Origin of the sequence: Pseudoxanthomonas yeongjuensis (genome assembly GCF_010093345.1) — a bacterium.
Lineage (GTDB): Bacteria > Pseudomonadota > Gammaproteobacteria > Xanthomonadales > Xanthomonadaceae > Pseudoxanthomonas_A > Pseudoxanthomonas_A yeongjuensis.
Map to the genome: position 1 here is coordinate 144,925 of NZ_PDWT01000003.1, position 12,795 is coordinate 157,719.

Here is a 12,795-nt window from a genome sequence, read left to right on the forward strand (position 1 = left end):
CCAAGGTGATTGCGCTGAATCCGGTCGCGTCCACATGCGACGACGCGCGCCTGGCCGACAGCGACGGTTGCCACCATTGCGGTGAAACCTTGCCGTCGCAGCCGGCGCGGTTCGTGCTCGACGGCACGCCGCGCCTGTTCTGTTGCGACGGTTGCGCCGCCGCCGCGCAATGGATCGGTGAAGCCGACCTCGGCGACTACTACCGCCTGCGCAGCGAACGCGCCAGCCGCGTCGGCACCGAACCGCTCGACCTCAGCGTGTGGGATCGCGATGAAGTGCTGGCCGAACACGCGCACGACATCGAAGGCGGCCGCGAAATCACCCTGCTCACCGACGGCATGCATTGCGCGGCCTGCGCGTGGCTGATCGACCGCGCGCTGGCGCGCGAACCGGGCGTGATCGAAGCCGGCGCCAATGCGGTCACCGGGCGCATCCGCCTGGCCTGGGATCCGCGCATGACCTTGCTGTCGCAACCCTTGCAGCGGCTGGTCGCGCTGGGCTATCGCCCGTACCTGGCCGGTGGCGAGGCCCGCGAACGGGCGCGCCGAAGCGAACGCAACCGCGACCTGATCCGCCTCGGCATCGCCGGGCTCGGTTCGATGCAGGCGATGATGTTCGCCGAAGCGCTGTACCTGGACTTCGGCAACACCATGGCTCTGCCGACCCGCGATTTCCTCCGCTGGATCACCTTCCTGGTCTCGACCCCGGTGGTGTTCTACGCCGGCGGGCCGTTCCTGGCCGGGGCCTGGCGCGAACTGCGCCAGCGCCAGCCGGGGATGGACACGCTGATCGCCGGCTCGACCCTGCTGGCTTATTTCGCCAGCGTGTTCGAGACCCTGCGCGGCGGCGCCCACGTCTGGTACGACGCGGCGGTGATGTTCGTGTTCCTGTTGTTGTGCGCGCGCATGCTGGAACGGCGCGCGCGCAACGTCGCCAGCGCCCAGGTCGATGCCCTGGCCCGCGCGCGGCCCGCATTCGCGACCCGGCAACGCAGCGACGGCAGCCGCGAGACCGTGCCGATCAGCGCCCTCGCCCACGACGACATCGCCTGCGTCGCGGTCGGCGAAACGGTCCCGGCCGATGGCCTGCTGCTGGAACCGGCGCGTTTCGAGGAAGCCCTGCTGACCGGCGAATCGCACCCGATCGACAAGGCCGCCGGCGATCGGGTCTTCGCCGGGACCGTGTGCCGCGAACAGCCGACGCGGTTGCGGGTCACCGGAACCGGCAGCGCCACGCGCCTGTCGCAGCTGGCGCGGCTGGTCGAACAGGCGCAGGCGCAGCGTCCGGCCCTGGCCCGCGGCGCCGAACGCATCGCCCGCCATTTCGTCGTTGCCTTGCTGCTGGCGGCGCTGGTCGTGTACCTGGGCTGGCGCGCTTACGATCCCGCGCGCGCCTTCGAAGTCACCCTCGCCCTGCTGGTGATCAGCTGCCCCTGCGCGTTGTCGCTGGCGGTGCCGGCGGCGCTGGCCGCCGCGCAGGGCGCACTGGCCAGGCTGGGCGTATTGCCGTTGCGCGACAACGCACTGCAGCGGCTGGCGCAGGCGACCGACATCGTCTTCGACAAGACCGGCACGCTCAGCGATGGACGACCGATCCTGGCCAAGGTCGAGGTGTTTCCGGGAATGGACGAAGACCGCGCCTTGCGCATCGCCGCCACGCTGGAACGCGATAGCGGCCATCCGATCGCCCGCGCATTCGTGGGTCGTTCCACTGATTCCACCCAGGCGCAGGAAGTGCGCGCGGTGCCGGGTCAGGGCATCGAAGGCGTGGTCGACGGCCGGCATTGGCGCCTCGGTCAGGCCGGCTTCGCCGCCTCGACCAATGCGGATGATGGCCGCGTATGGCTCGGCGACGGCCATCGCGCCGCCGCCTGTTTCACCCTGCAGGAATCCGAACGCGTCGATGCCCGCGCGGCGATCGACGCGCTGCGAAGGCAGGGACTGGCCGTGCACTTGTCCAGCGGCGACGCCGAAGCGGCGGTACGCGATTTCGCCCGCCAGGTCGGCATCGCCGATGCCCACGCACGACAGTCGCCGGAGGACAAGCTCGCCTTCGTCCATGGCTTGCAGCGCCAGGGCCGGATCGTGGCCATGGTCGGCGACGGCCTCAACGACGCGCCCGTGCTGGCCGGCGCCGATGTCTCGCTGGCGGTGGCCGAAGGCGCGGCCTTGGCCCAGCGCGCCGCCGACCTGGTCCTGACCGGGCATTCGCTGCAGCGGGTGCCGCAGGCGATCGGCGTGGCCCGTCGCACGCAGCGGGTGATCCGGCAGAACCTGGGCTGGGCGCTGGGTTACAACCTGCTGGCCTTGCCCCTGGCCGCGGCCGGCTGGGTAACGCCGTGGCTGGCCGCGTTGGGCATGGCCCTGTCCTCGCTCGCGGTGACCGTGAACGCCCTGCGCCTGACCCGCGTGCCGGCGAACGGGATGGCGCCGTGAACATCCTGCTGTTCCTGATCCCGCTCAGCCTGCTGCTGCTGGTCGCCGCGGCCTGGGCCTTCGTCTGGGCGGTCAGGCGCGGCCAGTTCGAGGACCTGGACACCCCGGCGATCGACATCCTGCGCGACGACCCGCACGAACGGCCGCGCATCCTCGCAAGCGCCGACGAGGGCGCGCCGGCCGACCATGCCGAAGCGCGCGACGACCATGCCGATTGACTGGCTGACCCTGGCTGCGGCCGCGCTGACCGGACTGATGGGCGGCGTCCATTGCGCGGCGATGTGCGGCGGCATCGCCACCGGGTTTTCGGCGATGGCGCCACGCGGCGGCTGGATTGCGGCGCTGGAGCCCAACCTCGGTCGCGTGCTCGGCTACATCCTGGCCGGGATCATCGCCGGCGCCTTCGGCCACGGCCTCCTCGACCTGGCCCGGATCGACTGGCTGAGTACGGGTTTACGCGCGGCGGTGGGACTGGTGCTGATCGTCGCCGCGCTGCGCCTGCTCGACCGCCGCGGCCGGCTCGGCTTCCTGTCCCGTCCCGGCGCCGGACTGTGGCAGAAACTGCAGCCGCTGCAGCGACGCCTGCTGCCCGCCGACAGCCGCGGCAAGCGCATCGCCCTGGGCATGCTGTGGGGCTGGATGCCGTGCGGACTCAGCACCACGTTGCTGGCCGCCGCGTGGCTGCAGGCCGATGCGGTCAATGGCGGCCTGACCATGGCCGTGTTCGGCCTGGCCACCCTGCCGGTGATGCTGCCGCTGACCTGGTCCGGCGCGCGCCTGGGGCGCTGGCTGCAACGGCCTGCGTGGCGCGGCATGGCGGCCGCGATGATCCTGCTGGCCGGCCTGCTGACCCTGGCCGCGCCGTGGCTGGTCCACGTACCGGGCGCGCATGCACTGCTCAGCGCGCTCGGCTGCGCCAGCCTGCCTTCCTGATCGAACTCGGGGGAGCCTCTCAGTGACTGCTGTCCTCCCTGCGCGAGAGGGGCGACGAAGAGCAGCTCCTCGTTCCTCGTTCCTCGTTCCTCGTTTCCCGTTCCTCGTTCCTCGTTTCCGGCTACCGCAGCAGCTTCGACAGTCCGGATCGACGCGAAAAAGGAAATTATCCAGACCTTGCTCAGCCGCCGATCCGGCGCAGCGGCGTTGCCGCAGGTTCCTCGACATGGGCCAGGCGATTCAGATGCGGGCGATCGCTGATCCCGATCAGTCGTCCATGCACTGAAATGACCCCGTCTTCCTGCAGCCGGGTGAAGCCGCGGCTCACCGTTTCCAGGGCCAGCCCCAGGTAGTTGGCGATGTCCTCGCGGCTCATCGGCAACTTGAACTGCAATGCCGACTGTCCGATCAGCTGGTAGCGCTCGCCCAGTCCATGCAGGAACAGGGCGATGCGTTCGTTGGCCTGGCGTTTCACCAGCATGTTGAGATGGTCCTGGTCCAGGCCCATGCCCTGGCCGATGACCCGCAACAGCTGCTGCTGCAGACGTGGAAGCTGCGCGGCCACCGAGGTCAGCTGGGCGAGCGGGACTTCGCAGACGTTGGCGTTGGTCAGGGCGATCGCTTCGCAACGGTGGACACCCTGACCCAGCGCATCCAGTCCGATCAGCTCGCCCGGCAGGTGGAAACCGACGATCTGTTCCTCGCCCTGTTCGCTGATGCTGACCGTCTTGAAGGCGCCATCGCGGGCGATGTACAGCGAGACCAGGGGATCGGCGATGCGGAACAGGCGCTCGTTGCGCTGGGTCGGGCGCCGCAGCTTGACGATCTCGTCGAGGCGCCGCAATTCGTCCGCATCGATGCCGGCAGGCAGGCACAGCTGTTGCAGCGAGCAATGCGCGCAACTCTTGCGCAGATGCGCAAGATCCAGGGGAATGGGGTCGCTCATTGCCCGCCATGGTGCCATGAAGCGCTCCCGACCGGGACCTGCGAAACGGCGCGGATGTCGCGACCCGCCCGCAATTCGAGCCTTTTTCTTCGCTTGCGCATCCATTCCCGCGGTATTGCGCCCGCTGTGGCATGCCGCAGGCCATCCGGGCATACTCGGCGGGCTCCAGGGATTGCTGAACACACCGCGACACGGGCCGCCGATCATCGGTGGTCGCCAAGTCCGCTGCCTAGTTCGAGTGACTTGCCCGGTTGTCGCGTTGACGTTCCTCAAGCGGTTCGCTGGATTGCATCCACCAACCTTGGGAGGGGTCATGCTGGAACAATATGGTTTGACGTTGGCGCTGGTCTGCGCCGCTATCGCAATTCTCTACGGCATCGTTTCCGCACGCTGGATCCTGAAGCAACCTGCCGGCAACGCCCGCATGCAGGAAATCGCCGCGGCGATCCAGGAAGGCGCCAGCGCTTACCTCAACCGGCAATACACCACCATCGCCATCGCCGGCGCGGTGCTGTTCGTGCTGGTCGGATTCTTCCTCGGCTGGCCCGCGGCGATCGGCTTCCTGATCGGCGCGGTGCTGTCCGGCGCGGCCGGCTACATCGGCATGAACGTCTCGGTGCGCGCCAACGTGCGCACCGCCGAAGCCGCGCGCAAGGGCATCGGCGCGGCCATGGACGTCGCCTTCCGCGGCGGCGCCATCACCGGCATGCTGGTGGTCGGCCTGGGCCTGCTGGGCGTGGCCGGCTATTACCTGGCGCTGGACAAGATGGGCATCAGCGGCGAAAAAGCGCTGCACGCGCTGGTCGGCCTGGCCTTCGGTTCCTCGCTGATCTCGATCTTCGCCCGACTCGGCGGCGGCATCTTCACCAAGGGCGCCGACGTCGGCGCCGACTTGGTGGGCAAGGTCGAAGCCGGCATTCCCGAGGACGACCCGCGCAACCCGGCGGTGATCGCCGACAACGTCGGCGACAACGTCGGCGACTGCGCCGGCATGGCCGCGGACCTGTTCGAAACCTATGCGGTCACGGTGATCGCGACCATGCTGCTGGCCGGCCTGAGCTTCGCCGGCGATCCGAAGGCGGTGCTGTATCCGCTGGTGCTGGGCGGGGTGTCGATCATCGCCTCGATCATCGCCACCTTCTTCGTCAAGGTGAAGGAAGGCGGCTCGATCATGGGCGCCCTGTACAAGGGCGTGATCGTCTCGGCGGTGCTGTCGGCGGTCGCGTTCTGGTTCGTCACCGACAACCTGCTGCCGCAGGGACTGACCGGTAGCGACGGCGTGGCGATCACCAGACAAGCGCTGTTCCATTGCTCGCTGATCGGCCTGGTGCTGACCGGATTGATCGTGTGGATCACCGAGTACTACACCGGCACCCAGTTCAAGCCGGTGCAGCACATCGCCGCCGCGTCCACGACCGGCCACGGCACCAACATCATCGCCGGCCTAGGCATCTCGATGAAATCCACCGCGTTGCCGGTGATCGTGATCTGCGCGGCGATCTGGGGCGCGTACGCGCTCGGCGGCCTGTTCGGCATCGCCATCGCCGCCACCGCGATGCTGTCGATGGCCGGCATGATCGTGGCCCTGGACGCCTACGGCCCGATCACCGACAACGCCGGCGGCATCGCCGAAATGGCCGAGCTGCCGCCGGAGATCCGCAACATCACCGATCCGCTGGATGCGGTCGGCAACACCACCAAGGCGGTGACCAAGGGCTATGCGATCGGTTCGGCCGCGCTGGCCGCGCTGGTCCTGTTCGCCGACTACACCCACAACCTGCAGACCGCGCATCCGGACAGCGTCTTCACCTTCGACCTGTCCAACCACATGGTCATCATCGGCCTGCTGATCGGCGGATTGATTCCGTATCTGTTCGGGGCGATGGCGATGGAAGCGGTCGGCCGCGCGGCCGGTTCGGTGGTGGAGGAAGTGCGCCGCCAGTTCCGCGAGATCCCGGGGATCATGCAAGGCACCGGCAAACCCGACTACAGCAAGGCGGTCGACCTGCTGACCAAGTCGGCGATCAAGGAAATGGTCGTGCCCTCGCTGCTGCCGGTCGCGGTGCCGGTGATCGTGGGCATGCTGCTGGGCCCGCAGGCGTTGGGCGGACTGCTGATCGGCACCATCGTGACCGGCCTGTTCGTGGCGGTTTCGATGACCACCGGCGGCGGCGCCTGGGACAACGCCAAGAAGTACATCGAGGACGGTCATCACGGCGGCAAGGGTTCCGAGGCGCACAAGGCCGCGGTCACCGGCGACACCGTCGGCGATCCGTACAAGGACACCGCCGGCCCGGCGATCAACCCGCTGATCAAGATCATCAACATCGTCGCCCTGCTGCTGGTGCCGGTGTTGCCGGTCAATGGCTGGCTGGGAAGCAGCGATGCCAACGCGCATGCGCCTGCGGCGATCAGCGCCAGCGCGGACCCGGCGCACTTGGCGAAGCTGTATTTCGCAGTCGATGCCGCTACGCCCAGCGACGCGGAGGCCGCACTTGGCCTGGTGCTGGCGACCCTGCAGGCCAACCCGGACAGCAAGGCACGCGTTTCCGGCTACCACGATGCCACCGGCAGTGCGGCCCGCAATGAGGAGCTCGCCAAGCAGCGTGCCCAGACCGTGCAGCAGCTGCTGATCGCAAACGGCATCGGCGAAGACCGAATCGTGCTGGAAAAGCCGGTGCTCAGCACCGGCGACGGCAGTGCCGACGAAGTCCGACGGGTCGAGGTTCTGGTCGAATAGGCCCCAATCGAGGCGAGCAAGTGGAAAAAGGCGGCCATGGCCGCCTTTTTCCTGGCTCTCGAACCTTCCGGGAGCATCGTTATCTGCAGGAGCGCCCATGGGCGCGAGCTCCTGGGCTTTTCGCGACCTGTTCGAAGGGCTCGCGCCCATGGGCGCTCCTACAGGGAAGGTCCTTTTCCTTGCCGGAACAACCCCTGCTGCGACGCAACACGCAAGCGCGTAGAATGCCGACCCTCACTTACAACGCAGCTTTCGGAGCACCGCATGGGCCTGGACCACGTTTCCACCGGCAAGAACCCGCCCGACGAAATCAACGTCGTCATCGAGATCCCCAAGGATTCCGAGCCGGTGAAATACGAAGTGGACAAGGAAAGCGGCGCGATCTTCGTCGACCGCATCCTCTCCACGCCGATGCGCTACCCCTGCAATTACGGCTACGTGCCGCATACCCAATGCGGCGACGGCGACCCGGCCGACGTGCTGGTGGTGCTGCCGCTGCCGCTGATCCCCGGTTCGGTGATCCGCTGCCGTCCGGTCGGCGTGCTGCGCATGAGCGACGAGGCCGGCGGCGACGAGAAGATCCTGGCCGTGCCGATCACCAAGGTGTTCAACGGCTACTCGCACATCGACGACATCGGCCAGGTGTCCCCGCATTGGCTCGAGCGCATCGGCCACTTCTTCGAGCACTACAAGGACCTGGAGAAGGGCAAGTGGGTCAAGCTGGACGGCTGGGGCGGCGCGGATGAGGCGAAGCAGATCCTGCGCGACTCGATGACCCGCTACGAATCGAGCGTGGAAAAGCCCAAGTTCTGAACCCGTACTGGCATATGCCCGGTGCGCACATGCGGGGAATGCGCGAGCGCATTCCCCTTGCGGCACACGCGAAACCTAGCCCAGCATGGCCGCCGCGCGTTCGACCGTAGCCTGCAACGCCCGCAACCGCGGTTCTATCTCGTCCGCATGGCGCCGCCACTTTTCCGGATCCGGGATCGAGGTGGTGGAACGGGAATGCGGCAACTGCTTGCCCAGCGGCTTGTCCCAGTCAAAATCCGCCCATTCGCACAGGCGCGCGACCTGGCCTTGCGGGTCGGCCAGGAGCTGGCCGTAGTCGATCGCGATGCGACGCTCCGCAGGCAATGCCTCCAGGTCGTCGAGCAGGATCCGCGTCGTGCAATCCCACTGCCGGGCGACGATTTCCCCTAGCGGCAGGCCGCTGAGTTCGCGCCACTCGGGAGTCAGCAGGAACGACCAGGGCAATCCCTGCCAGTCCGGGAGCTTCGGATAGGTCGCGAAGCGACCCGACTGCCAGCCATCGATCATGCTGCCCAGCACCTGGCGCGGATCGCGATGCAGGTAGATGAAGCGCGCCTCCGGGAACGCCGCCGCAAGGAACGGCACCCGCAGGGCGTTCTTGGGGGTCTTCTCCAGCATGCGCACGGCAGCGGCGCCCGGCGCGCGCGCGTCGCGATCGCGTAGCTCGCGCAAGAACCGCTCGCGCAGGCTGGCCGCCGCCTCGGGCGTCGCATCGGCGGCCAGCAGACGATTGGAGTCATGATTGCCCTGCCCTGGCGCCAGTCCCGGTATGCCTTCGATCAACTGGTGGCTTTCGTCGCCGATGGTGAACACCTCCGGCGCAGCGGACAGTGTCTCGAACAGCAAGGTGGAACCCGAACGCGGCGGACTGACGATGAACACCGGGCGGTCGAATCGCGGATCGGCGCCGCCCTTGGCCGTGTGCACCGCCGGTGCAACGGCTGCGGTCGCGTTCCTGGCGGCGTATTCGCCGTGCCGGTCGAGCCTGGCGGCATCGCTGCGCGTGTCCTTGTCGGCCAGGGCCATGTCGAAGACGTAGGAGGACAACGCACGCGCCAGCCCCAGTTCGTTCTTCAATCCCAACTGGTCCACGCCCTTGGCGAGCAGGTCCTGCCAGGTCGCGTCCAGCAATGCGCGATAGCGCGGCCAGCCCTCGCGGCTTTCGCCATGGCACGACCATAGCGCATGCCAGCGCCGGGAGAAAGCCAGCAACGCCTGTTGCAGTGCCGGCAATTGCGGCGCAGGCACGGCATCCGCCAACAGGAACACGATGTGGTCGCGCACTTCCCACGGCGTCATCACCAGCGGTGCGTTGACGCTCTCGAAATCCAGCCGCGCCTCATGCCCCTGCCGCGGCACCATCGCTTGCGGAGTCCAGCCGGGCCGGTTCTGCCCCGGTGCGCGTCCGTTGTTGATCAGGTTCCACAGACCATCGCCGCCGACGGTGTCGGCGACCAGGTGGATGCGCTGGTCGTTGCCCGGGTTGAGCACGCGGTGCCGCCGCCAGGTATCGAAGATCCAGCACTCGCCCGCGGCCATGTTCACTTCGCCTTCGCCGCACTGGAAGCGCACTCCCGGCGTGGTGACCAGCGGCACATGCACGCGCATTCGTTCGCGCCAGTAATAGTTGACGTCGACATGCGGGGTCACTTCCGACTGCCCGGACAGGCGCATCAACCGGCTCCTGCCCCAGGTGGCGCCGAGCGCCTCCAGCACCTGCATCAGTTGCGGGCACTGCAACAGCGCGGGCGTCGGACGCATCGGTCCGGACAATTCGTCGCTGTCGGGATCGCCGCCGGTGGTGATCAGGGTCAGCGCGCTGTTGCCGGGAATCCCGTCGGGATGCGAGCGCCAGGTCGTTTCGTCTATCCGCGAGACCTCCGCGGCCAGAGCGGCAGCATCGAAGGAAATGGGCAACTGGACGAACGGGACCTGCAGCTTCATCGGGTACTCGGCGGGAAAACAGCGGTGTAATTCTGCTGCCCGCACGCATGGGAGTAAAGCCGGAAGCGGCCGGATTGCGGTATTTCTCGGGGAAATTGCATGTTTCCGCCTAGTTTTAGGCGTTTATTCGGACCGGGCCGCGATCCTTGCGAAAAACAGAGGCCCCGGACATGCCGGGGCCTTTGCCTTGTGCGCGTATCGCTGCTCAGTTGAAGGTGTACTTCGCCCCCACCGTGAAGTAGCGGCCGATGGCGCCGCTGAAGTCCAGCGGGTTGTAGTTGATCGCGCCGTAGGTCAGCGGATCCAGCGGGGCGATCCGGTCGGTCACGTTGGCCACCGAGCCGAAGATCTCCCACGCATCGGTCGGCTTCCAGCGGGCCGACAGGTCGATGGTGTAGAACGACTTCAGCACGCAACCCTTCGGCGCCGGCGTGGTGCCGTCGGCGAAGCGGTTGGCGCAGGCCGCGCCTTCCTCGGCGATGTTCTTGATGCTGTCGCGCCAGTTGACCACGCTGCTCACGCTGAACTTGCCGATATCCCAGGTCGCGCCGAAGTTGGCCTTGTTCTCGGGCGTTCCGATGCAGTTGGTGACGTCGCAGTTGCCGTGCGTGCCGACGAACTCGTGCTTCGACCCGTCCACGTCCTCGCGCTCGAACGAGAACAGGTGCGTCCATTGCAGGTCCAGCGAGAGCTTGCCGGCATTGCCCATGTCGAAGCGCTGGCGGATGTCGAAATCCAGGCCTTCCACCGTGGTGGCGCTGGCGTTCTCGTAGCCGACCAGCACCGCCAGGATGGTGCCGCTGCCCGGCGTGCCGGGAATGTTGTTGGTGCCGCGGACCACGTTGGCGCCACCGGCCTCGATCGCCGCATCGGCGCTGCCGCCGAAGATCTCGTCCTCGCGCTTGATCCGGAACGCATCCAGCGTCAGCGAGGTGGTGGGCGTCGGATCCAGCACCAGGCCCACGGTGTAGCTCTTGGACTGCTCGGGCTTCAGATCAGGATTGGGCGAGGTGATCAGCGCGATCGCACCGGCTTCGCAGTCTTGCGGCTCGTGGCCCGGCGCCGCGCAACGGATCGGATCCACCGCGGTGCTGAAGGCCGCCAGGCCACCGACGCCGTTCTCGGCCGGGTTCGGCGCGCGGAAGCCTTCGGCATAAGTGCCGCGCAGGGCGATCCAGTCGGCCGGCTTCCACTTGATGCCCAGCTTGGGCGTGGTCGAATTCTCGCCACCCTTGTAACTGTCGAAACGCACGGCGGCATTGAGCTCGAGCGATTCGAGCACCGGTGCGACCAGCTCGGCGTAAGCGCTTCCCACTTCCTCGGTACCGGTATAGGCCGAGTAGCCGAGGCCGATGATATCGCCCAGGTCGGTGAAGGTCTGCGGCGTCAGCGACACCGATTGCCTGCGCCACTCGACACCCAGCGCCAGGCCCATCGAACCGCCGGACAAGTCCATCAGCGAACGCGAGGCCTTGGCGTCGAAGGCATCCAGCTTGGTGTCGCCCTTGGCGCTGATCGTCGGCGCGATGTAGTCGTACAACGCCTGGCTGTTGAGCCCGGCATCGTCGCCGATGCGCCAGTACCCGACCGGGCTGTTGGGGTCGCTCAATGCGGTCAGCACGTGGCTGTACTGCAGGAATCCATTGCGCTTGTTGGTCAGGCTGGTTTCCGAATGCATCAGGCCCGCGTCGTAGTCCCACGCGCCCCAGCTGCCGCGTGCGCCGACCAGGAAGCGCACCAGCTGGCTGTCGTTGTTGATCACGCGCGGCCCCACGTCGAACGCGGTGTAGCGCAGCCTGACGGCTTCACCGTAGGGATTGTCGGGGTGGTCGGCACCGAGCATGACCGCGCCGGGGCCCGGATCGGAAGCGTTGACCGGGCCGCCCGGATAACCCCAGGCGCCGGACACGCCGGACGGGGTGTTGTTGAATTCGGTCTTCTTCTTGGAGTAGCTGAACTCGGTGTACAGCTCGGCGCTGTCGTTGAACGCGAAGGTGCCGCGCGAGAAGAAATTGACGAACTGCTCCTTCGGGGAGAGGTCGCGGAACTGGCCCACATCCCACAGGCAGCCGCCCGCCGGATCCTGCGGCGTCACATCGGAAAGTGCTGCGCAGCCGGGAAGCGATTCGAAAAGACCGGTGTTGGGGTTCTCGATGGCGCCGGTCGGACCGCCGCCCGCGCCGGTGCCGCCGCCGGTGATGCGACCCGGCAGGTTGGTGCCTATCGCATAGCCCCATGGCCGGATGTCGCCAGTCCCGATCCACTTGCGATTGCCGCGGTCGCTGATGCCGATGGCATCGGTCTTGGAACCTTCCAGACTGAAGAAGAAGTTGAAGCCGTCCTCGGCGAGGTCGCCGAACCCGGCGGTGATCGAACCCTTGCGCTGGTCGCCGTCGCTGTCGCCGGAGGTACCGACCGAACCCTTGACCACCACGCCGGTGAAATCCTTGCGCAGGATGATGTTGACCACGCCGGCGATCGCGTCGGAACCATAAATGGCCGAGGCGCCGTCCTTGAGGATGTCGATGCGCTCGACCGCCTCCAGGGGGATGGTGCTGAGGTCGGTGAATACTTTCTGGCCGTCGTCGGCCAGGCCGAACGGCGCCAGGCGGCGGCCATTCAACAGCACCAGGGTGGAACCGGCGCCCAGGCCGCGCAGCGAGACGCCCGCGCCACCGCCGGCGAAACCATTGCCGAAGCTCTTGGGAATCGAGCCGGCGCCATCGGCGGTCAGGGTCTGCAGGTATTCGGCGACCGTGTTCTTGCCGGTACGGTCTATTTCCTGGCGGGTGATGACCTGGACCGGCGACGCGGTCTCGGTATTGGTACGGGGAATGTTGGAACCCGTCACCACGATCTTGTCCAGGTTGGTCGTCTCGTCGGCCGGCGCCGCATCCTGGGCGAAAGCGCAGGGTGCGAAGAGGGCCATCGCGATACCCGCCGACAACGATGCGTGGCGTAATTTTCTGTGAATCATCAGGTTA

General features: G+C 67.3%; 8 protein-coding genes and 1 pseudogene. 6 read left to right on the forward strand and 3 right to left on the reverse strand.

Annotated elements, in window-relative coordinates:
- Positions 1-5: 5 nt before the first annotated feature.
- From CSC74_RS10440 to CSC74_RS10450, 3 genes are read left to right on the forward strand one after another with little or no spacing between them, the layout of a single operon-like run.
- A complete protein-coding gene (locus CSC74_RS10440) occupies positions 6-2,435 on the forward strand; it encodes a heavy metal translocating P-type ATPase (protein WP_246193153.1) in 2,430 nt (809 codons plus the stop codon).
- On the forward strand, positions 2,432-2,653 hold the full coding sequence (gene ccoS / locus CSC74_RS10445; protein WP_162314402.1) for a cbb3-type cytochrome oxidase assembly protein CcoS: 222 nt from the start codon (positions 2,432-2,434) through the stop codon (positions 2,651-2,653). Before CSC74_RS10440 ends, ccoS begins: the two co-directional genes overlap by 4 nt.
- Positions 2,643-3,368 carry a sulfite exporter TauE/SafE family protein gene (locus CSC74_RS10450; RefSeq protein WP_162314403.1) on the forward strand — a complete coding sequence of 242 codons (726 nt, stop codon included), beginning with the start codon at positions 2,643-2,645 and terminating at the stop codon, positions 3,366-3,368. Before ccoS ends, CSC74_RS10450 begins: the two co-directional genes overlap by 11 nt.
- 181 nt (positions 3,369-3,549) lie before the next feature.
- On the opposite strand, the gene fnr is transcribed toward CSC74_RS10450, so the two are convergent.
- Complete coding sequence (gene fnr / locus CSC74_RS10455) at positions 3,550-4,314, reverse strand: fumarate/nitrate reduction transcriptional regulator Fnr (RefSeq protein ID WP_162314404.1); 765 nt, start codon at positions 4,312-4,314, stop codon at positions 3,550-3,552.
- A 313-nt stretch (positions 4,315-4,627) separates the two neighbouring features.
- On the opposite strand from fnr, the pseudogene CSC74_RS10460 reads away from it, so the two are divergent.
- The 3 genes and pseudogenes from CSC74_RS10460 to ppa form a co-directional block, all read left to right on the forward strand.
- A pseudogene (locus CSC74_RS10460) lies at positions 4,628-6,670 on the forward strand (sodium-translocating pyrophosphatase); the annotation flags it as partial.
- Complete coding sequence (locus CSC74_RS17670) at positions 6,665-7,054, forward strand: OmpA family protein (protein ID WP_281349758.1); 390 nt, start codon at positions 6,665-6,667, stop codon at positions 7,052-7,054. The pseudogene CSC74_RS10460 and the gene CSC74_RS17670, both read left to right, overlap by 6 nt.
- Positions 7,055-7,318: 264 nt before the next feature.
- A complete protein-coding gene (gene ppa / locus CSC74_RS10465) occupies positions 7,319-7,867 on the forward strand; it encodes an inorganic diphosphatase (protein ID WP_162314406.1) in 549 nt (182 codons plus the stop codon).
- A gap of 75 nt (positions 7,868-7,942) precedes the next feature.
- Here the strand turns inward: ppa and CSC74_RS10470 are convergent, their stop codons facing one another.
- Positions 7,943-9,811 (reverse strand): sulfotransferase, encoded by a 1,869-nt coding sequence (locus CSC74_RS10470; protein ID WP_162314407.1) that lies wholly within the window; start codon positions 9,809-9,811, stop codon positions 7,943-7,945.
- Between the two features lie 205 nt (positions 9,812-10,016).
- Positions 10,017-12,788, reverse strand: a complete 2,772-nt coding sequence (locus CSC74_RS10475; protein WP_162314408.1) for a TonB-dependent receptor — start codon at positions 12,786-12,788, stop codon at positions 10,017-10,019.
- Positions 12,789-12,795 lie beyond the last annotated feature (7 nt).

What these genes read in the sequence shown, in the direction of transcription:
- CSC74_RS10450 (WP_162314403.1), top strand. Translation starts at nt 2,643, where the DNA reads ATGCCGATTGACTGGCTGACCCTGGCTGCGGCCGCGCTGACCGGACTG.
- fnr (WP_162314404.1), bottom strand. Translation starts at nt 4,314, where the DNA reads ATGAGCGACCCCATTCCCCTGGATCTTGCGCATCTGCGCAAGAGTTGC.
- ppa (WP_162314406.1), top strand. Translation starts at nt 7,319, where the DNA reads ATGGGCCTGGACCACGTTTCCACCGGCAAGAACCCGCCCGACGAAATC.
- CSC74_RS10470 (WP_162314407.1), bottom strand. Translation starts at nt 9,811, where the DNA reads ATGAAGCTGCAGGTCCCGTTCGTCCAGTTGCCCATTTCCTTCGATGCT.
- CSC74_RS10475 (WP_162314408.1), bottom strand. Translation starts at nt 12,788, where the DNA reads ATGATTCACAGAAAATTACGCCACGCATCGTTGTCGGCGGGTATCGCG.